The following is a 21,771-nucleotide window of genomic DNA, read 5'->3' on the forward strand; positions in this document are numbered from 1 at the left end:
TCAGCCCTTCACGGAGCCGGCCGTGAGGCCGCCCACGATGTACTTCTGCAGGTAGAGGAACAGGGCGAGCACGGGCAGCGCCGAGATGACGGCACCGGCCGTGAAGAGGCCCCAGTTGGCCTCCTTGAGCGACGACACCCACCCGTACAGCCCGACGGCGAGGGTCCAGTTGCTCTCGGACGACAGGACGATGCGCGCGATGATGAACTCGCCGAACGTGCTGATGAACGACAGCAGCGCTACCACGGCGAGGATCGGCGCGACGAGGCGCAGGATGATCGTCCAGTAGATCTGCGTGTGGGTCGCGCCGTCGATCTTCGCGGCCTCGTCGAGCTCGCGCGGCACGGTGTTGAAGAACCCGTACATGAGGAACGTGTTCACGCCCAGGGCCCCGCCGAGGTACACCGCGACGAGCGCGATCTTGCTGTTGAGCCCGAGGACCGGCACGACGTTCCCCAGCCCGATGAGCAGCAGGAAGATCGCGACGAACGCGAGCATCTGCGGGAACATCTGGATGATCAGCAGGGACGTGAGGCCGGCCCGCCGGCCGCTGAAGCGGAACCGGGAGAACGCGTACGCCGCCGCCGCGCCCATGAGCACGGTGCCGACCGACGTCGCGACCGCGATGACGAGCGTGTTGCCCATCCACGTCCAGAACATCGTGGTGCCGAGCTGGGCGTAGTTCGCGGTGCTCACGTCGGAGAACAGCGAGTTGGAGCCGGTGAGCGTCCCGTTCTCCGACAGCGACGCCGACAGGACGTACACGAGCGGGAACGCGGCGTAGACGACGGCGATCACGCCGACGACGTGCCGCCAGCCCAGCTCGGAGAACCAGCGCCCCGGGCGCATGCGGTTCCGGGACGCCGGGACGGCGGTGCCGCCGACGACGGGGGGTGCCTGGGTGGTCGCCATGTCAGCTGATCTCCTCGAACTTGCGCGTGCTGCGGAAGGCGATGGCCGAGATCGTCCCCACGATGACGAAGATGACGATCGACAGGGCGCTCGCGAGCCCGAAGTCCTTCTGCGCCGAGCCGTCGACGCCGGAGATCGAGTACACCATCGAGATGAGGATGTCCGTGTGGCCGAGCGGCACGGACGCGTCGGCGAAGCGTGGCCCGCCCCCGGTGAGCATGTAGATCAGGGTGAAGTTGTTGAAGTTGAAGGCGAAGGACGAGATGAGCAGCGGCGCGGTCGAGATGAGCAGCAGCGGCAGCGTGATCGCGCGCCACGTGGTCCAGCGGCCCGCGCCGTCGATCTTCGCGGCCTCCATGACGTCGGACGGCAGGGACTGCAGGGCGCCCGTGCAGATGAGGAACATGTAGGGGAAGCCCAGCCACAGGTTCACCCCGAGCACGGACAGCTTCGCCAGCCAGGGGTCGGTGAGCCACGGGATGTGCGCGCCGCCCAGGATCACCTCGTTGATGAACCCGAACCGCGTGTTGAGCAGCCCGGACCACAGCAGCGCCGCGAGGAAGCCCGGGATCGCGTACGGCAGGATCATGAGCGTCCGGTAGACCTTGCGCCCGCGCATCCGGGTGTCGTTGAAGACGATCGCGAGGAACAGGCCGAGCAGGAACGTCGTGGCGACCGAGCCGATCGCGAACACGAACGTCCACACCAGGATCTTGACGAACGGCTGGGCGTAGCGGGCGTCCGAGAACGCGGTGACGAAGTTGTCGAACCCGACCGGGACGCGCCACCCGACCGCGAGGGTCGAGCCGTCGGGCGCCTCGAACTGGCCCTCGTCGTTCGGCGTGTAGACCGTGCCCGTCGTGGTGTCGGTCATCGTGTCCGCCGCCGCGTCCCACTCGAGGGCGGACGTGTACACGTAGCCGGTGCGGGCGTCGGTGGTGCGGATCGAGCCGTCCTCGGGGTCGTCCGAGACGGGGACGCGCAGCTCGGTCACCTCGGCCTGGCGCTGCAGCACCTGGTCGCGCGGGAGGACCGTGTACCCGGGGACCTCGGTCGCGCGGCCGTCCTCGACGGTCGCGCCGTCGACGACCGACAGCGGCCGCTCGGCCGTGCCGGCCTCGACCTCGCCGTCGTCGGTGACGACCGCGAACCCGAGCGCGTCGCCGTCCTCGACGACGGTCAGCGCGGACGACGCCGAGCCCTCGACCCGGCGCTCGTTCTGGATGAGCAGCGCGGAGACCGCCTGCTCCTTCGTCGAGTTGTGGCCCGTGCCGTAGTTGGTGAACGCCACGTAGCCCGTGTACCCGACGACGAAGATCTGGTAGACGAGCAGGAAGATCAGGCCGGGCAGGATGTACTTGAGCGGCAGGGACCGCTTCGAGAAGTACACCCAGTTGGCCGCGAGGAGCATCGCGAGCGTCGCGGCGAGGATGCCGTACGAGCCCGCCGTCCACGCCGACCAGACCACGTACACGCCGAGCGCGTCCACGACCGCCATGAGGGCGAGCTTGACGAAGAACCCGGGCCCGTAGTCGCGCGCGTGCGAGGCGTCGCGCGGCCGCAGGCGGCGCTCGCCGCGCGGCGGCGGGCCGTCGGCTCCGGAGGTGCCGACGCGCTCGTCGCCGGCCGTGGTCTGAGGGGCGGACATCGTGGTGCCTCCGAGGTCGTCGGACGCGCGGGGTGCTGCGTCTTCTGGAGTGTCGTCGTGCTGCGTCGCGGCCCGTTCCGGGCCGGAGGTCGGGACGCGCCGTCGCGGTGCGCAGGAGCCCTGCGCACCGCGACGGCGGGCTGCACCCGGATCAGGAGTCGATCGCGCCCTGGATGTCGGCGATCATCTTGTCCCAGCTCGAGACCGGGTCGGCACCGGCGACGATCGCCGCCTCGGTGACGCCCCAGAAGCTCCACACGGAAGCCATCTCGGGGATCGACGGCATCGGCACGGCCTCGGCACCCACGGCGCGGAAGCCCGCGACGATCGGGTCGTCCGCGGCGGCGGTGTCGGCGGCGGCGGTCAGCGCCGGCGGACGGTTGCCCGCCTCGTACAGCGCGAGCTGAGCGTCCTCGGTGGACAGGAAGTTCACGAGGAAGTCGTTCGCGACGATCGCGTTGTCGCTCTCCGCGCTCAGGTAGAAGCCCTGGACGCCGACGAACGGCTGCGCGGGCTGGCCGCCCGCGGTGGGGATCGGGTCGATCGACAGGTCGAGGCCCTCGAACGAGTCGATCATCCACGGACCGCCGACGATGAACGGCGACTGGCCGTTCTTGAACGCCTCGACGGCGATGTCGTAGGTCGTGTCCTGGCTGAGCACGCCGGCCGCACCCTGGGCGCCGAGCCACTGCGCGAACGCCTGGCCCTCGGGGCCGCCCATCGCGAGCTCGGACGAGTAGCTGCCGTCCTCGTTCTGCGCGAAGACGGGGGCGCCGAACGACGTCTGGAACGGGTAGTGGGTGTACGGGTCACCCTTGTCGCCGTCCGACTGGACCAGGATCGGGAACTGCGTCCCGGCGGCCTGGCCCGCGGCCACGGCCTCGTCCCACGTGGCGGGGGCGGTCGGCGCGAGCGCGGTGTTGCGGATGAGGGCGATGTTCTCGATCGCGTAGGGCAGGCCGTAGACCTGGCCGTCCTGCGTGAACGCCTCGATGGAGACGTCCTCGAACTCGGCCGCCTTGTCGCCCAGCTCGAGCGGCGCCACGACGCCGTTCGTGGTGAGCTCGCCCAGCCAGTCGTGGGCGCCGACGGTGATGTCGGGGCCCTCGCCCGTCGGGACCTGGGCGAGGAAGTCCGCCCGGATGTCCTCGAAGTTCTTGAGCACGACGTCGACCGTCGTGCCCGTCTCGGTCTCGAACGACTCGGCCGCCGCGGTCACGGCGTCCTGACGGGTCTCGTCGACCCAGACGGTCAGCGAGCCACCGGCGGACGAACCCTCGGCGCTCGGCTCGTCGGTGGTCTCGTCGCCCGAGCCGCCGGACGAGCAGGCGGTCAGCGCCAGCGTCGTGGTCAGCGCGGCGGCAAGAAGGATGCTCCGTCGCATCAGTGGTCACTCCAAGCGTGTCGTGATGGGCGGCCCGCTCCGGCGTTGGCACCGGCGCCGGACCCTGATGGGCACGACGGTAGAGCGGGAGGTGGCACAGGTGCAAGTCGTTGCGGTAACTTTCATGCAACGCTTTGCAGGGCGTCGACCGGCGCCCACCCGCCTCCTCCGGTCGACGGGTCCGCGCGCCTCCGCACAGGGGATCGCGGCTCGCCGACCGGACGACCAGGACGAGGAGGTCCGGTGTCCCCTACGCTGCCCCATGTGCGTACCCGTCTCAGTGATCTCGCCGCCCAGGCAGGCGTCTCCACGGCGACGGTCTCGCGCGTCCTCAACGGGAAGCCCGGCGTCGCGAGCGAGACCCGCCAGGCGGTGCTCGCCGCGCTCGACGTGCTGGGCTACGAGCGACCGTCGACGCTGCGCACCCGCTCCGCCGGCCTCGTCGGCCTCGTCGTCCCCGAGCTGACGAACCCCGTCTTCCCTGCGTTCGCCCAGACGATCGAGTCGCTCCTGTCCGAGCACGGGTACACGCCGCTGCTGTGCACGCAGTCGCCGGGCGGGACCACGGAGGACGACTACGTCGACATGCTCATGGACCACGCGGTCGACGGCATCGTCTTCGTCTCCGGCCTGCACGCGGACACCCAGGCGAGCCACGAGCGCTACGAGCGGCTGCGCAGCCGGGGCATCCCGATCGTCCTGGTCAACGGCTTCGCCGAGGGCATCGACGCCCCGTTCGTCTCGCCCGACGACGTCGCGAGCGTCGAGCTCTCGGTGCGGCACCTCGTCTCGCTCGGGCACCGCAGCGTCGGCCTCGCGATCGGCCCCGACCGCTTCGTCCCCGCGCGGCGCAAGCTCGCGAGCTTCGCCGAGTCGCTCGTGCGGCACGGTCTCGTCGCCGACGAGGCAGAGGTTGCCCAGCACGTCGTCGTGACGCTCTACACCGTCGAGGGCGGCCAGGCCGCGGGCGGCGAGCTCATCGACTCGGGCCACACCGCGATCGTCTGCGGCTCCGACCTCATGGCGCTCGGCGCCATCCGCGCAGCGCGCTCGCGCGGGCTGCGCGTGCCGCAGGACGTCTCGGTGCTCGGCTACGACGACTCGCCCCTCATCGCCTTCACCGACCCGCCGCTCACCACGGTGCGCCAGCCCGTGAGCGCCATGGCGCACGCCGCCGTGAGCGCGCTGCTCACGGAGATCGCGGGCGAGCGTGCACCGCGGACCGAGCTCCTCTTCCAGCCGGAGCTCATCGTCCGCGACTCGACCGGGGCCGCCCCGGCCCGCGCGGCGTCCGCGACGGACGCGAGCACGGTCGCCGCGGCGGGCTCGCCGACCGCCTGAGACCGGCGCCCCGGAAGTCCACGCACCTCGCTGCGGGCATCCGCCGACCCCTCGTCGGCACCGCACCGCAAGCGCTTACACTCGACGGAGGGTCGGCGACACCCCGCTCCGCCAGCCGAGTGACCACCACCGGAAGATCCCCTGAAAACCCCAGCACCACGTACGTGAGGACCGACAGCTCGATGACTCGTATCGATTCGACGCCGACCGCCGCGACCAGCACCGGGCTGGCCACCGCCCCGGCGCCCTTCAGCACGGGCGCGCTCGTGCACACCGGGCCGGGCGAGGCCCCCGAGTGGTGGCGCGACGCCGTCATCTACCAGGTGTACCCGCGCTCCTTCGCGGACGGCGACGGCGACGGCGTCGGCGACCTGCCCGGCATCACCTCGAAGCTCGACCACCTCGCCGAGCTCGGGGTCGACGCCGTCTGGCTGAGCCCGTTCTACCGCTCGCCCCAGAAGGACGCGGGCTACGACGTCGCCGACTACCGCGACGTCGACCCCCTGTTCGGCACGCTCGCCGACTTCGACGAGCTCCTCGCCCAGGCGCACGCGCGCGGCATCCGCATCATCGTCGACCTCGTCCCGAACCACACGTCGGACCAGCACGCCTGGTTCCAGGCGGCGCTCGCGTCGCCCGAGGGCTCCCCCGAGCGCGCGCGCTACATCTTCCGCGAGGGCGAGGGCGAGCACGGCGAGCTGCCCCCGAACAACTGGCAGTCGATCTTCGGCGGCCCCGCGTGGACCCGCGTGACGGCCGGCGCGAACGCACGCCCCGTGACCGGCGCCGAGGGCGAGACGCCCGGGCAGTGGTACCTGCACCTCTTCGACTCGACCCAGCCGGACCTCGCGTGGGACAACCCCGAGGTGCGCGAGGAGTTCGAGCAGGTCCTGCGCTTCTGGCTCGACAAGGGCGTGGACGGGTTCCGCGTCGACGTCGCGCACGGCATGATCAAGGCCGACGGCCTGCCCGACTGGGACGGCACCGTCTCGATGGTCGAGGGCACCGAGGCCGGCGAGGAGGGCACCGACCCGGGCGCCCCCGAGGACGGCTCGACGGGCGCCGGGAACTCCGGCCCGATGTTCGACCAGGACGGCGTCCACGAGATCTACCGCGCGTGGCACCGCGTGCTCGCCGAGTACGACGGCGACCGCGCCCTCGTCGCCGAGGCCTGGGTCGAGCCGCTCTCGCGCCTCGCCCGCTACGTCCGCCCGGACGAGATGCACCAGGCGTTCAACTTCTCGTTCCTCACCACCGGGTGGGCGGCCGCGCCGCTGCGCACCGTGATCGCGGCGTCGCTGCACGCGAACGACGAGGTCGGCGCCCCCACGACGTGGGTCCTGTCGAACCACGACGTCGTGCGCCACGCGTCGCGCCTCGGCCTGGCCGACCCGGGCCTGCGCCCCAACGGCATCTTCGCCCACGACCCGCAGCCCGAGGAGGAGCTCGGCCTGCGCCGCGCACGCGCCGCGTCGCTGCTCATGCTCGGCCTGCCCGGGTCGTCGTACCTCTACCAGGGCGAGGAGCTCGGCCTCCCCGAGCACACCGCCCTGCCCGACGACGTCCGCGAGGACCCCGCGTTCTTCCGCACCCAGGGCGCCGAGGCGGGCCGCGACGGCTGCCGCATCCCCCTCCCCTGGCGCGCCGACGCCGAGGGCTTCGGGTTCGGGCCGTCCGGCAAGACCTGGCTCCCCCAGCCGCAGTCGTACGGCCGCTACGCCGCGGACGTCCAGCGCGGCGTCGAGGGCTCGACCTACGAGACGTACCGCACGGCCCTCGCCACGCGTCGCGCGGAGCGTCTGGGCGCGGGCACGCTCGCGTGGGTCGAGGAGTTCGCCGGCTCGGCGGACGTCGTCGCCTTCCGCAACCGCGACGTCGTCGTGCTCGCGAACCTGGGCGCCGAGCCCGTGGTCCTGCCGCACGGCGCGGAGGTCCTCGTGGCCTCCGGCCCGGTCCTGACCGACCGCTCCGCGGACCCGCAGGTCCGCGTCCCGTCCGACACGACCGTCTGGCTGCGCGCGCACTGACCGACGCCGCCGCGTCGTGCACGACGGCCGGGACCCCAGCGGGGGTCCCGGCCGTCGTGCTTTGCGTCCCGCCGGTGCAGGGCCGCGCTCGGGTAGCCGGCGAGAGGGCGGCGCTCAGCCGCCGGAGACGCTCAGCTCGGCCTCGCGCAGGCGCTCCTCGTGCTCGGCGTCGAGCTCGCGCGAGTCGAGCCAGCCGTACGGCAGGTGCGGCGTCTTGGGCGACCCGGCCCGGCCGCGCTGACCCTCGGCGGCCTCGCCGGGGTAGGGCGCGTCCTGATCGAGCTCGTCGAGCAGCGCGCGCAGCTCGGCGAGCGTCGAGACCATCGCGAGCGCGCGGCGCGCGTCGCCGCCCACCGCGTAGCCCTTGAGGTACCAGGCCATGTGCTTGCGCAGGTCGCGCATGCCCTTGCCCTCGTCGCCGTCGAAGTACTCGATCATGAGCTCGCCGTGGCGGTAGATCGTGCCCGCCACCTCGCGCAGCCCGGGGCGCACGCGCTCCGGGCGGCCCGCGAACGCCGCGGCGAGGTCGGCGAACAGCCACGGCCGGCCCTGGCAGCCGCGCCCGACGACGACGCCGTCGCACCCGGTCTCGCGCACCATGCGCACGGCGTCCTCGGCCGACCAGATGTCGCCGTTGCCGAGCACCGGCACGCTCGTCACGGCCTCCTTGAGACGTGCGATCGCCGACCAGTCGGCCGTGCCGGAGTAGTGCTCGGCGGCGGTGCGCGCGTGCAGCGCGACGGCGGCGACGCCCAGGCCTTCCGCGATCCGGCCGGCCTCGAGGTAGGTGAGGTGGTCGTCGTCGATGCCCTTGCGCATCTTCACGGTGACGGGGACCCCGAACGGACGGGCGGCCTCGACCGCGCCCTGCACGATCGCCGTGAACAGGTCGCGCTTCCAGGGCAGCGCCGCTCCCCCGCCCTTGCGCGTGACCTTGGGCACCGGGCAGCCGAAGTTCAGGTCGACGTGGTCGGCGCGGTCCTCGGCGACGATGATGCGCACGGCCTCGCGGACGGTCGCGGGGTCCACGCCGTACACCTGCGCGGACCGCGGCGTCTCGTCGGCGCCGAACGTCACGATGCGCAGCGCCTCGGGGTTGCGCTCGACGAGCGCGCGGCTCGTGACCATCTCGGCGACGTACAGGCCGGGGTCGTCGCCGCCGGACGCGCCAGCCTCGCGGCACAGCGTGCGGAACGCGCGGTTCGTGACGCCGGCCATCGGGGCGAGGACCACCGGCGTCCGGACGACGATCGGGCCGATCCGCAGCGGCGCCACGAGCGGACCGGTCCCCGGGTCGGGGCGGTCGGTCGTCGTGCTGAGGGCAGGAGCGGGTGCAGTCACGCGCTCCATTGTCCCACCCGGCTCCCGCTGCACGACGAGCCCCGTTTCGACGAGCGAGCAGCGCACGGTCGTGGCAGTGTTGAGGAGGTCCGGCAATCCAGGCCGGACACGGACGAAAGGGACGACATGCCTCTCTGGCTCATCCTGGTCATCGTCGGCGCCGTGCTCCTCATCCTCGGCGTCGCCATCGAGGCCGCGAAGATCCTCATCTGGATCGGCATCATCGTGCTCGTCGTGAGCCTGGTGATCGGCCTGCTCAACAGGGCTAAGGGGGCGGCCCGCTAGCGCGAGGCCGCTGGGGGCGACGCGTCCCGACGAGACGCGACAGGAGGGGCGGGACCGTACGGTCCCGCCCCTCCTGCGTTGCCCGGCGCCGGTGCGCCGGGCCGGTGACGCGTCAGGCGCCGAGCAGGTGCCCGGCGAGGTACTCGGTGACCTTGTCGAGCGCGACGCGCTCCTGGCTCATCGAGTCGCGGTGGCGGATCGTCACGGCCTGGTCGTCGAGCGTGTCGAAGTCGACCGTGATGCAGAACGGCGTGCCGATCTCGTCCTGGCGGCGGTACCGGCGGCCGATGGCGCCGGCGTCGTCGAAGTCGACGTTCCAGTACTTGCGGAGCTCGGTCGCGAGGTCCTTCGCCTTGGGCGAGAGCTGCTCGTTGCGGCTCAGCGGGAGCACGGCGGCCTTGACCGGCGCGAGGCGGTGGTCGAGGCGCAGGACCGTGCGCGTGTCCACGCCGCCCTTCGCGTTCGGCGCCTCGTCCTCGGTGTACGCCTCGACGAGGAACGCCATGAGCGAGCGCGTGAGACCCGCGGCCGGCTCGATGACGTAGGGCACCCAGCGCTCGTTCTTCGTCTGGTCGAAGTACGACAGGTCCTTGCCGGAGTGCTCCGCGTGCGTCTTGAGGTCGAAGTCGGTGCGGTTCGCGATGCCCTCGAGCTCGCCCCACTCCGAGCCGGAGAAGCCGAAGCGGTACTCGATGTCGACCGTGCGGGTCGAGTAGTGCGAGAGCTTCTCCTGCGGGTGCTCGTACAGGCGCAAGTTGTCGCGCGCGATACCGAGGTCCACGTACCAGTCGGTGCGCGTGTCGATCCAGTACTGGTGCCACTCGGCGTCCGTGCCGGGCTCGACGAAGAACTCCATCTCCATCTGCTCGAACTCGCGCGTGCGGAAGATGAAGTTGCCCGGCGTGATCTCGTTGCGGAACGACTTGCCGATCTGGCCGATGCCGAACGGCGGCTTCTTCCGGCTCGCGCCCATGACGTTGGCGAAGTTCACGAAGATGCCCTGCGCCGTCTCGGGGCGCAGGTAGTGCAGGCCCGACTCGTCCTCGACGGGGCCGAGGTGCGTCTTGAGCATCATGTTGAAGTCGCGCGGCTCGGTCCACTGCCCGCGCGTGCCGCAGTTCGGGCAGACGATCTCGGCGAGGCCGCCCTCGGGCGCGCGGCCCTTCTTCTCCTCGAACTCCTCGATCATCTGGTCCTCGCGGAACCGCTTGTGGCAGTGCAGGCACTCCGTCAGCGGGTCGGTGAAGACGCCCACGTGGCCCGACGCGACCCACACCTGGCGCGGCAGGATCACGGACGAGTCGAGACCCACGACGTCGTCGCGGCTCGTGACCATCGCGCGCCACCACTGCTTCTTGATGTTCTCCTTGAGCTCGGTGCCCAGGGGCCCGTAGTCCCACGCGGAGCGGGTGCCGCCGTAGATCTCGCCCGAGGGGAAGACGAACCCGCGCCGCTTGGCGAGGGAGACGACGGCGTCGAGACGGGCGGTGGGTGAGGGCGCTGCGGCCACGGACATCACTCCTGGTGCTCACGGCCCCGCACGTGGCTCGTGGGGGCTGGACGGGTGGGCGACGCCCGCACGGGCGCCGACCGACCAGCGTACCCGGCCGTGACCCGGCTCACCGGGAACGGTTTTGACATTCATTCTCAAGAAGGCGGAGACTGGTGGTCATGCACCGCTCCCCCGCCCGGCGCCGTCGCGCCCTCGCCACCACCGCCGCCCTCGCCACGGCCGCGCTCGTCGCGGCGTGCTCCCCCGGGGACGGCGGCTCGGGAGGAGGCGGCGACGACGACGGCCGGCTCCAGGTGCTCGCGTCGTTCTACCCGCTCCAGTACGTCGTCGAGCAGGTCGGCGGGGAGCACGTCGACGTCGCGAACCTCACGCCGCCCGCGGCCGAGCCGCACGACCTCGAGCTCGCGCCCGCGCAGGTCCGCTCGATCGGCGACGCCGACCTCGTCGTCTACCTCTCGGGGTTCCAGCCCGCGGTCGACGAGGGCATCGAGCAGCGCGCCCCCGAGCACGTGGTCGACGCCGCGGCGTCGGCCGGGCTCGAGGAGCACCCCGGCGGCGAGGGCGAGCACGCCGACGAGACCGCGGAGGAGCACGCCGAGCACGCGGACGAGTCCGGCGACGGTCACGACCACGGCCCCACGGACCCGCACTTCTGGCTCGACCCGACACGCCTGGCTGCCGTGGGCGACGCCGTCGCCGACGAGCTCTCCGCGATCGACCCCGACCACGCCGACGACTACGCGGCCGGTGCCGCCGCCCTCACCGCGGACCTCGACGACCTGGACGCCGAGTTCGCCGGGGCGCTCGCCCCGTGCGCGGGCGCGACGCTCGTCACCTCCCACGAGGCCTTCGGCTACCTCGCAGAGCGCTACGACCTGCACCAGGTCGGGATCTCCGGGATCGACCCCGAGGCAGAGCCCTCCCCTGCGCGCCTGCGCGAGGTGGGCGAGGTCGTCCGGGAGAACGGCGTGACCACGCTCTTCTTCGAGACGCTCGTCAGCCCCAAGGTGACCCAGACGCTCGCCGACGACCTCGGGGTCCGGACCGCGCTGCTCGACCCGCTCGAGAGCCTCGCGGAGGGCGCGACGGACTACCGTGAGGTCATGGAGTCCAACCTCGAGGCGCTCACGTCCGGCCTCGCGTGCGCATGACGGACGCACCGGAGCTGATCGCCGCGCGCGACGTCCACGTGACCCTCGGCGGGAGCGAGATCCTGCGCGGCATCGACCTCTCGGTCCGCGCGGGCGAGGTCGTCTCGCTCCTCGGCGCGAACGGCTCGGGCAAGTCGACGCTGGTCCGCGCGCTCGTCGGGATCGTGCCGCTCTCCCGCGGCTCCGTCGACCTGTTCGGCGCCCCGCTCGGCCCGCGGCTGCCGTGGCGTCGGCTCGGCTACGTGCCGCAACGCGTGAGCGCGCCCTCGGGCATGCCGTCCACCGCGTCGGAGGTCGTCGCGTCCGGGCTCCTCGGCGGCGGCCGTCTCCGGCTCCCGCGCGGGTGGCGCGACCGCACGGTCGAGGCGCTCGAGCTCGTGGGCCTCGCGGACCGCGCCGACGACTCGACGGCCGAGCTCTCGGGCGGGCAGCAGCAGCGCGTGCTCATCGCGCGCGCCCTCGTGCGCCGGCCCGACCTGCTCGTGCTGGACGAGCCCGTCGCGGGCGTCGACAAGCCGAGCCAGGAGGCGTTCGCCGCGACGATGACGCGCCTCGTGGGCGACGGCCTCACGGTCCTCGTGGTGCTCCACGAGCTCGGGGCGCTCGCCCCGCTCGTCGAGCGCGCGGTCGTCCTGCGCCACGGGCGCGTCGTGCACGACGGCGCCCCGCCCCGCGCGTCGTCCACGCACGCGGGCGCGACGCACCAGCACCTGCACCCGCACGAGCCCGTCGACGGCGACAACCGTCCCGCGGGCCCGGAGACGGGCCTCACCGACACCCTGAACCCCGACCTCTCCGCAGGCCACGCACCCAGGACGGCCTCATGACCACCCTGTTCTCCGAGATCTCCCTGCTGCTCACCGACCCGCTCATGCAGCGCGCCCTCCTCGCGGCGCTGCTCGTCGGCGTCAGCGCCCCCGTCGTCGGCACGTACCTCGTGCAGCGCAAGCTCTCGCTGCTCGGCGACGGCATCGGGCACGTCGCGCTCACCGGCGTCGCGCTCGGGTGGCTCGTCGGCGCGGCGATGGGCGTCGTGCCGAACGACGCGCTCGCGATCCCCGGCGCGGTCGTCGCGGCGGTGCTCGGCGCGGTCGCGATCGAGCTCGTGCGCGAGCGGGGCCGCACGAGCGGTGACCTCGCGCTCGCGCTCCTGTTCTACGGCGGCATCGCGGGCGGCGTCCTGCTCATCGGCCTCGCGGGCGGCTCCTCCGGCAGCCTCATGCAGTACCTGTTCGGCTCGATCTCGACGGTGACGTCGTCGGACCTCGTCCTCACGGTCGTCCTCAGCGCGGTGATCCTGCTCGTCGGCGTCGGCCTGCGGGCCGCGCTGTTCTCGGTGAGCCACGACGAGGAGTTCGCGCGCGCGTCCGGCCTGCCCGTGCGCACGCTGAACATCGCCGTCGCCGTCGTCGCCGCGCTCACCGTGACCGTGTCGATGCGGGTCGTCGGGCTGCTCCTCGTCAGCGCCCTCATGATCGTGCCCGTCGCGGTCGCCCAGCTCGTCACGCGCTCGTTCCGCCGCACGATGCTCGTCGCGTCGGTCGTCGGGGTGGTCGTGTGCGTCGTCGGGCTGTCCTTCACGTACTGGAAGAACGTCTCGCCGGGTGCGACGATCGTCGTCCTCGCGATCGCGACGTACCTCGTCCTCGCTGCGCTGCGACCCCTGTGGGTCCGGCGGCGGCCGCGCGTCGCGCGGGACCCGCACCCGGACATCCCCGACGACGTCGAGCTCGACCTCGTACCCTCGGGGTCGACCCACCGCACCACCGGAGGTGACCCGTGCAGCGCATGACCCGCCAGCGCGCCGCCGTCTCGGACGCGCTGGAGGACCTGGAGGACTTCCGCAGCGCGCAGCAGCTCCACGAGATCCTGCGCACGCGCGGCGACAACGTGGGGCTCGCGACCGTCTACCGCACGCTGCAGAGCCTCGCGGACGGCGGCGACGTGGACGTGCTGCGCACCGAGGAGGGCGAGAACCTCTACCGCCGGTGCGAGCGCCGCGAGCACCACCACCACCTCGTGTGCCGGGCGTGCGGCCGGACCGTCGAGATCGACGGCCCGACGGTCGAGGCCTGGGCCAACCAGGTCGGCACCTCGCACGGGTTCGTCGACATCCAGCACACCATCGAGCTGTTCGGCACGTGCGCGGACTGCGCGCGGGCCACCGCCGTCCAGGACTGAGCGGTGCCCGACGCGCTGGACGGCGCCCCGTTCGCCGCGCTCTTCGCCTTCTTCTTCGCGATCGCGTTCGTGCGGACGCAGGCGACCTACTGGATCGCGCGCCTCGTCACGACGTGGACGCTCGACCGCACGCGCCCCGTCAAGCCGTGGGTCGCGCGCGTCCACGCCTGGCTGTCCGGGCGGTCGGCCGCACGCGGGATCGAGACCGTGCGGCGGTGGGGCGTGCTCGCGGTGCCCGCGTCGTTCCTCGCGACCGGGACGAAGACCGTGATCAACGCCGCCGCGGGCGTCGTGCGCATGCCGTTCGGGCGCTACCTCGCGGCCATGGTCCTCGGGTGCGCGGTGCACGCGACGATCTACGCGACCGTCGGGTGGGCGGTGTGGACCGCCGCGTTCGCCGCCGCGACGGGCTCGCCGACGGGCGTCGCGGTGCTCGTCGCGATCGTCGTCGTGGTCGTCGTGGCGGTGGTCCTCATGGTCCGCCGTCGGGCCGCCCGGGCGGGCGCCGACGCCGCGGTCGTGCCGACCGGCGCGCCCGCCGGGGACGTCCCCGCGCTGGACGGGCAGGCGACGCTCCCCCGCGACGAGGACGCGCCGCGCACCGACCGATGAGATGACGCGTCCCGGACCGTCCGAACCCCCATGACGACGTTCCTCCTGCTGCCCGGCGCCGGCGGCGACCCCGCGTACTGGGACCTGCTCGTCCCGGAGCTCGACCGGCTCGGCCACCGGCCGGTCGCCGTCGACCTGCCCCAGCACGACGAGGGCCACGGCTGGGCGGACCTCACCGACGTCGCGGTCACGACGCTGCACCGGGCGACGGCCGCCGCCGAGCGGGACGACCTCGTCGTCGTCGCCCAGTCCATGGGCGCGTACGTCGGGCCGCTCGTGTGCGAGCGCGAGGCGGTCCGCCTGCTCGTGCTGCTCAACCCGATGATCCCGCGACCGGGCGAGAGCGGGGGCGACTGGTGGCGCGCGACGGACCACGCCGCGCGTCGTGCCGCCACGGGCCTGGGCCCGTTCGACCCCGTGGACGACTTCTTCCACGACGTGCCGGAGCCGGTCGCGGCCGTCGTGCAGCGCAGCGACCGGCAGCCGTCCGAGCGGTCCTTCGCCGAGCCGTGGCCGGCCCGCGCCTGGCCCGCCGTGCCCACGGTCGTGCTGCAGGGCGACGACGACCGGCTCTTCCCGCCGCCCTTCCAGCGCGCCGTCGCGCGCGAGCGGCTCGGCGCGGAGGTCGAGACGATGCCGGGCGGCCACCTCGTGGCGCTCAGCCGCCCGGCCGAGCTCGCCGCCCGGCTCGACGCGCTGGCCCGCTGACGGGCCGCCCTGACGGGACGACCCCGCCTCAGCCGACGCTCGTCGGCTCCTCGGGCGCGCCCACGCAGAACTGGTTGCCCTGCGGGTCGGCCAGCACCGCCCAGCGGTACCCGGGGATGGTGTGCTCGCCGACGAGCGTCGCGCCGTCCGCCACGAGCGCCGCGACGTCCGCCTCGCGGTCGGACGTGCCGAGGTCCAGGTGCAGCCGGTTCTTGCCGGGCGTCGGGTCCTCGACGCGCTGGAACCCGAGGACCGGAGCCGTCACCCCCTCGGCGGGCACGACCTCGAGGAACCACCCGTCCGCCTCGTCGACGAGCCGCCCGCCGAGGCGGCGCGCCCACCACTGGGCGAGCGGCCGCGGGTCGGTGGAGTCGACGGTCACCATGCCGATGCTCAGAGTCATGCCGCGCACGCTACCGGCCGCCTCCCACGGCGTCCCGGCGACAGGGCGCGCGCCGCCCGCGCACGGCGTCAGGCCGTGCCGCCCGCCGTCCCGCCCACCGCGTCGACCGCGCCGCCGTAGCGGCGGTCGCGGCGCGCGTACTCCTCGACGGCGCGCCACAGCGAGCGACGGTCCACGTCGGGCCAGGGCTCCGGGAGGAACACGAGCTCCGCGTACGCGGCCTGCCACAGCATGAAGTTCGACGTGCGCTGCTCGCCCGAGCTGCGCAGGAACAGGTCGACGTCCGGCAGGTCGGGCTCGTCGAGGTGCTGCTGGACGGTCCGCTCCGTGACCTTGCGCGGGTCGAGCCGCCCGGCGGCGACCTCGCGCGCGATGGCGGCCGCGGCGTCGGCGATCTCGGCGCGACCTCCGTAGTTGACGCACATCGTCAGCGTGCAGACGTCGTTCTGCTTCGTCTGCTCCTCCGCGACCTCGAGCTCCTTGATCACGGACGCCCAGAGCCGCGGACGACGCCCCGCCCACCGCACGCGCACGCCCCACGAGTCCATCTCGTCGCGGCGACGCCGGATCACGTCGCGGTTGAAGCCCATGAGGAAGCGGACCTCGTCGGGGGAGCGCTTCCAGTTCTCGGTCGAGAACGCGTACGCCGACACGTGCTTGACGCCGATCTCGATGGCGCCCGCGACGACGTCGAGCAGCGCCGCCTCGCCGGCCTCGTGGCCCGCGGTGCGCGGCAGCCCGCGCGCGTTGGCCCAGCGGCCGTTGCCGTCCATGACGACGGCCACGTGGTTCGGCACGAACTGCGCCGGGATCGCCGGGGGCCGCGCACCGCTGGGGTGCGGGAACGGCGGCTGGTACGTGCGCCGCGCCATCAGGCGTCCGCCCCGGCGCCGGCGCGCGGGTCCGCGGAGGCGGCGGCCTCGTCGGCGTGCGGGACGGCGGGGACGTGCGGGGCGGGGGCGTCCCGCTCCACCATGCGCAGTGATCGCAACGTTCTCTCCAGGTGGTATTGGCTGTACGCGGCCACGAGGCCGCTCGCTTCCTTGCGGTGCCGGGCGTCCGACGCGTCGGCCGCGTCCCACTCCCCCGCGAGCAGCGCGGCGAGCAGGGCGAAGGTCTGGGGCGCGGGCGCCGTCGAGCCCGGCGGGCGGCAGCGCGAGCACACGGCCCCGCCCTGCGCGACGGCGAACGCGTGGTGCGGGCCCGGCTCGCCGCACCGCGCGCAGTCGACGAACGACGGCGCCCAGCCCGCGACGGCGAGCGCGCGCAGGAGGTAGGAGTCGAGCACGAGCCCCGGCGCGTGCGCGTGCTCCGAGAGCGCCCGCAGCGCGCCCGCGAGCAGCCAGTACTGCTGCACGGCGGGCTCGCGCTCGTCGGCGACGAGGCGCTCCGCGGTCTCGAGCATCGCGGCGCCCGCCGTGTACAGGCCGTAGTCCTCGCAGATCCGGCGCGCGTACGGGCCGATCGTCTCCGCCTGCGTCACCGTGTCCAGCGACCGGCCCGCGTAGAGCTGGACGTCCACGAGCATGAACGGCTCGAGCCGCGCGCCGAACCGGGACGACGTGCGGCGCACGCCCTTGCCGACGGCGCGCACCTTCCCGTGCTCGCGCGTCAGGAGGGTGACGATGCGGTCCGCCTCGCCCAGCTTCTGGGCGCGCAGCACGATCGCGTCGTCTCGGTACAGCACCACGCCCCTATTGTCCGTCACGCCGCCGACACGGCGCGCACCACCCGCCGACGGCGGTCACGCGGGCGCGAGGCACCCGAGGACCGCGCGGACCCGGGCGAGCGTCGTGCCCGCGTCCTCGCCGGCCTCGACCTGGCGGGCCGCGGCGAGCACCACGGCGTTGACGAGCTCCGCGGAGCGCGCGGCGTCCGGGACGCCGAGCTGCTCCAGGGCCTCGACGAGCGGCACGAGGATCGTCGCGTGCATCGCGGCGCTCTGCTGGGCGAGCGCCTCGCGGCCCGCCTCGGCGCGCAGCGCGGCGACGACGGCGTGCTCGCCCTCGGCCACGAGGAGCAGGTTCTCGCGCGCGTAGGCGACGATCGCGTCCTCCGGCGACGCCGCGGTGGCCACCGCGGCGGTGATGCGCGCGGACCACCGCGGCACGACGTCGGCGACGACCGCGTCGAGCAGCTCCTCCCGCGACCGGAAGTACTGGTAGACGCTCGACCGGGCGAGCCCGGCCCGCGCCGCGACCGCCGCGAGCGTGAGCCCGCTGCCGTCCTCGCGGATGAGGTCGCGGGCGGCGTCGAGCAGGGTCCGGAGCTGCGCCGCGCGGTGCTCGGCCACCGTCGGGGCGGCGATCTTGGGCACGAGGGTCCTCCTTCCCGGAGCGCTCTGCGGAGCGCTCCCCCGGGAGCGCGACGGCCCCCGGCCGGACCATCATGCCCGACCGGGGGCGGTGGAGCGGCCCTCCGGGGCCGACCGCCGACGTCAGCCGGCCGCCGCGGGCAGCCCGAGCCGCCCGTCGACCATCTCGACGACCCGGTGGCAGTGCTCGAGCACGTCGTGGTCGTGCGTGACCATGAGCGCCGCGGCGCCGTATGCCTCGACCTCGCGGGCCAGCAGGCTCACGACCTCGTGGCTGCGGGCCCGGTCGAGCGCCGCCGTCGGCTCGTCGACGAGGAGCAGCGCGGGGCTCGCGACGAGCGCGCGGGCGATCCCCACGCGCTGCCGCTCGCCGCCCGAGAGCTGGTCCGGGCGCCGGTCGGCACGGTGGCTCATGGACACCGAGCCCAGCAGCTCGCGGGGGTCGCGGGCACGGGGGTCGCGCTCGTCGATCCCGGCGACCCGCAGCGCGAGCCGGAGCTGGTCGACGCTCGTGAGCGCCGGGAGGAGGTTGCCGGACTGGAAGACGAAGCCGATGCGCTCGCGCCGCAGCCGGGCCCGCTCGCGGTCGTTCGTCGCGCCGAGGTCGACCCCTTCGAGACGGACGGTCCCGGAGTCCGGCGCCGTGAGCGCACCGGCGACGGCGAGCAGGCTCGACTTGCCGGAGCCCGAGGGCCCGACGACACCGACGAGCTCGCCCGCGGCGACGCTCAGGCTGACCTCGTCGAGCGCGACGACCGTGGTGTCGCCGTCGCCGTGGCGGACGGTGACCCGGTCGATCTCGAGCACGGGCGTGGCGGGGGTGGTGGTGCTCATCGCTGCCCTCCCAGGGCGGTCAGGGGGTCGACGGAGGTGACGCGCGCGACGGCGACGGCCGCTCCGGCCATGCCGAGGACGAAGAGCAGGACGCCGGCCAGCACGAGGTCGGGCGCCTGGAGCGCGAACGGCATCGGCGACGCGCCGAGGCCCGCGCCCGCCGCGACGCCGAGGGCGAAGCCCACGGCGATCGAGGCGAGCAGGAGCACGGCGGCCTGGCCGAGGGAGTCGGCGAGCAGGAAGCGGCGCCGTGCCCCCATGGCGCGCATCACGGCGATCTCGTGCCGGCGCTGGATGACCCACACGGTGAAGAACGCCCCGACGACGAGCGCCGAGATGGCGTAGAGGAACACCTGGATGAGCAGGAGGGTCGCGGTCTCGGCCGTGTACCCGGGCGAGGCGTCGAAGGACTCGGTGAGCGTGCGCGTCACCGTGCCCGACGCCGCGTCGGCGGCCTCGCGGTCGAACGACCCGGGGTCGGTGCGCAGCGCGACGGCGGTCGCGACGTCCGGCACGTCGGCTCCCGGCTGCTCGGCCCCGGCGAGGAGCTCCTGCCACGTGCCGAGCGGGAGGTACGCGATGTCGACGTGGCCGAACGTGTGCTGGTCCTCGAGGACGCCCACGACGGTGAGCGTGCGCTCCGGGCGCGCGAGGGCCACGGTGTCGCCGACGGCGAGGCCGTCCTCGGCGGCGGTCGCCGAGACGACGATGCCGTCCGCCGCCCCGACGGCGTCGCCCTCCGCGATCGCGGCCGGGGCCACGAACGAGCCGGGCTCGACGCCCACGAGGGTGAGGTCGACGGGCGAGCCGTCCTCCTGGTGCGCGTTGGCCAGCAGCAGGCCGTACGGGGCGGCCTCGAGCACGCCCGGCTGCTCGGCCATGGTGCCGACCTGGTCCGTCTCGATGACGGAGCGCGTGAACGCGGCGTCCGTCCCGGTGCCCTCGGCGAAGGCGAAGTCGGTGACGGGCGTGCGCTTGAGGCCGGAGACGCCGTCGTTGACGAGGCCGGCGGACAGCCCGGAGAGGAGGACGACGAGGACCGCGACCAGCGCGACGACACCGCCCATGAGCAGGAAGCGGGTGCGCGCGAAGACGAGCTCGCGCAACGCGAGGAACATGAGGAGCCTTCCAATGTTGTCGACAGTGCGTCGGCATCTTACCAACACGGTGTCGACAAAAAGCCGACGGCCCGGACGACGAGGTCGTCCGGGCCGTCGGTGAGATCGGCGGGAGGGCGGTCAGCCCTGGGCACGCTCCGCGCGGTTCACGGCGGACACGATGGCCTTGAGCGAGGCGGTCGTGATCGACGGGTCGATCCCCACGCCCCACAGGACGTCGTCGCCCACCTGGCACTCCACGTACGCGGCGGCCGTGGCGTCCCCGCCCTCCGAGAGCGCGTGCTCCGCGTAGTCCAGGACGCGGACGTCGACCCCCACCTGCGCGATCGCGTCGACGAACGCCGCGACCGGGCCGTTGCCCGTGCCCTCGAGCGTCAGCTCCTCGCCGCGGTCGAGGACGTCGACGCTCAGGGTGTCGGGGCCGTCCTCGCTCGACGACGCGCGCGTGGAGCGCAGCTTGAGCCGGCCCCACGGCTCCAGGCCGGAACCGGGCTCGACGGGCAGGTACTCGTCCGAGAAGAGGCGCCAGATGTCCTCGCCCGTGACCTCCGTGCCGTGCGCGTCGGTGTGCTGCTGCACGGACTGCGAGAACTCGATCTGCAGGCGGCGCGGCAGGTCGAGGTGGCGCTCCGACTTCAGCAGGTAGGAGATGCCGCCCTTGCCGGACTGCGAGTTGACGCGGATCACGGCCTCGTACGAGCGGCCGACGTCCTTGGGGTCGATCGGCAGGTACGGGACCGCCCACGTGATGTCGTCCACCGTGGCGCCCTCCGCCTCCGCACGGACGGCCATCGCGTCGAAGCCCTTCTTGATGGCGTCCTGGTGCGAGCCGGAGAACGCCGTGAAGACCAGGTCGCCCGCGTAGGGGTGCCGCTCGGGGACGCCGAGCTGGTTGCAGTACTCCACCGTGCGGCGCACGTGGTCGATGTCGGAGAAGTCGATCTGCGGGTCCACGCCCTGGCTGAACAGGTTCATGCCCAGCGTGACGAGGCAGACGTTGCCGGTGCGCTCGCCGTTGCCGAACAGGCAGCCCTCGATGCGGTCCGCGCCCGCCTGGTAGCCGAGCTCGGCGGCCGCGACCGCCGTGCCGCGGTCGTTGTGCGGGTGCAGCGACAGCACGACGTTCTCGCGGTGGTGCAGGTGCCGGTTCATCCACTCGATCGAGTCGGCGTAGACGTTCGGCGTGGCCATCTCGACCGTGGCGGGCAGGTTGATGATGACCTTGCGGTCGGGGCGGGGCTCGAAGACCTCCAGCACCTCGTTGCAGATGCGGGCTGCGAACTCGAGCTCCGTGCCGGTGTACGACTCGGGCGAGTACTCGTAGTAGACCGTCGTCTCCGGGACGGTCTCCTCGAACTTCTTGCACAGCCGCGCGCCGTCGACGGCGATCGCGATGATGCCGTCCTCGTCCGAGCGGAACACGACCTCGCGCTGCAGGACGGACGTCGAGTTGTAGAGGTGCACGATCGCCTGCTTCGCGCCCTTGATCGCCTCGTACGTGCGGGCGATGAGGTGCTCGCGGGACTGCGTGAGGACCTGGATGACGACGTCGTCCGGGATGCGGTCCTCCTCGATGAGCATCCGCACGAAGTCGAAGTCGGTCTGCGAGGCCGAGGGGAAGCCGACCTCGATCTCCTTGTAGCCCATCGCGACGAGCAGCTCGAACATGCGCAGCTTGCGCTCCGCGTTCATGGGCTCGATGAGGGCCTGGTTCCCGTCGCGCAGGTCGACGGCGCACCAGCGGGGCGCGGTCTCGATGCGCTTGTCCGGCCACGTGCGGTCGGGCAGGGAGACGTCGATCTGCCGGTGGAACGGCAGGTACTTGTGGATCGGCATGCCCGACGGCTGCTGCGGGTTCGGGTCCGCGGCGGTGGGCGTCGAGGTGGGGGCGGAGGCGTTCATCGTCGGTCCTTCGGGGTCGTCCTGATCGGTGTCAGCCGGCACACCAACCACCGCGACGAGGAACCGGCTACAGGGCCTCGCCGCGGCAACGAAGGAG

General features: G+C 73.2%; 21 protein-coding genes. 9 read left to right on the forward strand and 12 right to left on the reverse strand.

Translation table 11 applies throughout. The features are described from left to right. The 3 genes from RSE42_RS11805 to RSE42_RS11815 form a co-directional block, all read right to left on the reverse strand. Entirely contained in the window at positions 1 to 912 is a 912-nt protein-coding gene (locus tag RSE42_RS11805) for a sugar ABC transporter permease (protein ID WP_043651727.1), read from the reverse strand. Between the two features lies 1 nt (position 913). After that, positions 914 to 2,560 carry an ABC transporter permease subunit gene (locus RSE42_RS11810; RefSeq protein ID WP_415296334.1) on the reverse strand — a complete coding sequence of 549 codons (1,647 nt, stop codon included), beginning with the start codon at positions 2,558 to 2,560 and terminating at the stop codon, positions 914 to 916. A 151-nt stretch (positions 2,561 to 2,711) separates the two neighbouring features. Beyond that, on the reverse strand, positions 2,712 to 3,944 hold the full coding sequence (locus tag RSE42_RS11815; protein ID WP_021482604.1) for an extracellular solute-binding protein: 1,233 nt from the start codon (positions 3,942 to 3,944) through the stop codon (positions 2,712 to 2,714). A gap of 264 nt (positions 3,945 to 4,208) precedes the next feature. On the opposite strand from RSE42_RS11815, the gene RSE42_RS11820 reads away from it, so the two are divergent. Both RSE42_RS11820 and RSE42_RS11825 read left to right on the forward strand, forming a co-directional pair. Then, complete coding sequence (locus tag RSE42_RS11820) at positions 4,209 to 5,285, forward strand: LacI family DNA-binding transcriptional regulator (RefSeq protein ID WP_415296335.1); 1,077 nt, start codon at positions 4,209 to 4,211, stop codon at positions 5,283 to 5,285. Between the two features lie 182 nt (positions 5,286 to 5,467). Beyond that, the gene (locus tag RSE42_RS11825; protein ID WP_415296336.1) at positions 5,468 to 7,312 is read left to right on the forward strand and encodes a glycoside hydrolase family 13 protein; all 1,845 of its coding nucleotides are present in this window, start codon (positions 5,468 to 5,470) and stop codon (positions 7,310 to 7,312) included. A 114-nt stretch (positions 7,313 to 7,426) separates the two neighbouring features. On the opposite strand, the gene dusB is transcribed toward RSE42_RS11825, so the two are convergent. Further along, positions 7,427 to 8,662 (reverse strand): tRNA dihydrouridine synthase DusB, encoded by a 1,236-nt coding sequence (gene dusB / locus RSE42_RS11830; RefSeq protein ID WP_415296337.1) that lies wholly within the window; start codon positions 8,660 to 8,662, stop codon positions 7,427 to 7,429. Between the two features lie 117 nt (positions 8,663 to 8,779). Between dusB and RSE42_RS11835 the strand changes: the two genes are divergently transcribed. After that, on the forward strand, positions 8,780 to 8,938 hold the full coding sequence (locus RSE42_RS11835) for a hypothetical protein (protein WP_021483859.1): 159 nt from the start codon (positions 8,780 to 8,782) through the stop codon (positions 8,936 to 8,938). Between the two features lie 112 nt (positions 8,939 to 9,050). Here RSE42_RS11835 and RSE42_RS11840 read toward each other — a convergent pair whose 3' ends face one another. Then, positions 9,051 to 10,448, reverse strand: a complete 1,398-nt coding sequence (locus tag RSE42_RS11840; protein WP_232422896.1) for a glycine--tRNA ligase — start codon at positions 10,446 to 10,448, stop codon at positions 9,051 to 9,053. Positions 10,449 to 10,609: 161 nt separating this feature from the next. Between RSE42_RS11840 and RSE42_RS11845 the strand changes: the two genes are divergently transcribed. Genes RSE42_RS11845 through RSE42_RS11870 form a run of 6 tightly spaced genes read left to right on the forward strand, consistent with a single transcriptional unit; the run spans position 10,610 to position 15,103 of the window. Further along, positions 10,610 to 11,602: a metal ABC transporter substrate-binding protein gene (locus tag RSE42_RS11845; RefSeq protein WP_415296340.1), complete on the forward strand. Its 993-nt coding sequence runs from the start codon at positions 10,610 to 10,612 to the stop codon at positions 11,600 to 11,602. Next, positions 11,599 to 12,429, forward strand: a complete 831-nt coding sequence (locus RSE42_RS11850) for a metal ABC transporter ATP-binding protein (RefSeq protein WP_082774215.1) — start codon at positions 11,599 to 11,601, stop codon at positions 12,427 to 12,429. Before RSE42_RS11845 ends, RSE42_RS11850 begins: the two co-directional genes overlap by 4 nt. After that, positions 12,426 to 13,394, forward strand: a complete 969-nt coding sequence (locus tag RSE42_RS11855; RefSeq protein WP_415296342.1) for a metal ABC transporter permease — start codon at positions 12,426 to 12,428, stop codon at positions 13,392 to 13,394. The genes RSE42_RS11850 and RSE42_RS11855 overlap by 4 nt, the downstream gene beginning before the upstream one ends. Beyond that, a complete protein-coding gene (locus RSE42_RS11860; protein WP_114553438.1) occupies positions 13,391 to 13,783 on the forward strand; it encodes a Fur family transcriptional regulator in 393 nt (130 codons plus the stop codon). Before RSE42_RS11855 ends, RSE42_RS11860 begins: the two co-directional genes overlap by 4 nt. Before the next feature lie 3 nt (positions 13,784 to 13,786). Beyond that, positions 13,787 to 14,395 (forward strand): DedA family protein, encoded by a 609-nt coding sequence (locus RSE42_RS11865; RefSeq protein WP_186325272.1) that lies wholly within the window; start codon positions 13,787 to 13,789, stop codon positions 14,393 to 14,395. 30 nt (positions 14,396 to 14,425) lie between these two features. Continuing rightward, the gene (locus RSE42_RS11870; RefSeq protein ID WP_086151094.1) at positions 14,426 to 15,103 is read left to right on the forward strand and encodes an alpha/beta fold hydrolase; all 678 of its coding nucleotides are present in this window, start codon (positions 14,426 to 14,428) and stop codon (positions 15,101 to 15,103) included. A gap of 28 nt (positions 15,104 to 15,131) precedes the next feature. Here RSE42_RS11870 and RSE42_RS11875 read toward each other — a convergent pair whose 3' ends face one another. From RSE42_RS11875 to leuA, 7 genes are all read right to left on the reverse strand, one after another. After that, positions 15,132 to 15,506, reverse strand: coding sequence for a VOC family protein (locus tag RSE42_RS11875; RefSeq protein WP_043651741.1), 375 nt, complete (start codon positions 15,504 to 15,506; stop codon positions 15,132 to 15,134). A gap of 68 nt (positions 15,507 to 15,574) precedes the next feature. Next, positions 15,575 to 16,378, reverse strand: a complete 804-nt coding sequence (locus tag RSE42_RS11880; protein WP_114554428.1) for an isoprenyl transferase — start codon at positions 16,376 to 16,378, stop codon at positions 15,575 to 15,577. After that, positions 16,378 to 17,196, reverse strand: coding sequence for a DNA repair protein RecO (gene recO, locus RSE42_RS11885; protein ID WP_061266734.1), 819 nt, complete (start codon positions 17,194 to 17,196; stop codon positions 16,378 to 16,380). Before recO ends, RSE42_RS11880 begins: the two co-directional genes overlap by 1 nt. A gap of 54 nt (positions 17,197 to 17,250) precedes the next feature. After that, entirely contained in the window at positions 17,251 to 17,823 is a 573-nt protein-coding gene (locus RSE42_RS11890) for a TetR/AcrR family transcriptional regulator (protein WP_086151097.1), read from the reverse strand. A gap of 120 nt (positions 17,824 to 17,943) precedes the next feature. Next, the gene (locus tag RSE42_RS11895) at positions 17,944 to 18,654 is read right to left on the reverse strand and encodes an ABC transporter ATP-binding protein (protein ID WP_415296346.1); all 711 of its coding nucleotides are present in this window, start codon (positions 18,652 to 18,654) and stop codon (positions 17,944 to 17,946) included. Next, positions 18,651 to 19,772 carry an ABC transporter permease gene (locus tag RSE42_RS11900; RefSeq protein ID WP_415296348.1) on the reverse strand — a complete coding sequence of 374 codons (1,122 nt, stop codon included), beginning with the start codon at positions 19,770 to 19,772 and terminating at the stop codon, positions 18,651 to 18,653. The genes RSE42_RS11895 and RSE42_RS11900 overlap by 4 nt, the downstream gene beginning before the upstream one ends. A gap of 120 nt (positions 19,773 to 19,892) precedes the next feature. After that, positions 19,893 to 21,674 (reverse strand): 2-isopropylmalate synthase, encoded by a 1,782-nt coding sequence (gene leuA, locus RSE42_RS11905; RefSeq protein WP_043651760.1) that lies wholly within the window; start codon positions 21,672 to 21,674, stop codon positions 19,893 to 19,895. Positions 21,675 to 21,771: the final 97 nt, after the last annotated feature.

The organism is Cellulosimicrobium sp. SJTW-1, from assembly GCF_047716875.1.
GTDB lineage: Bacteria > Actinomycetota > Actinomycetes > Actinomycetales > Cellulomonadaceae > Cellulosimicrobium > Cellulosimicrobium funkei.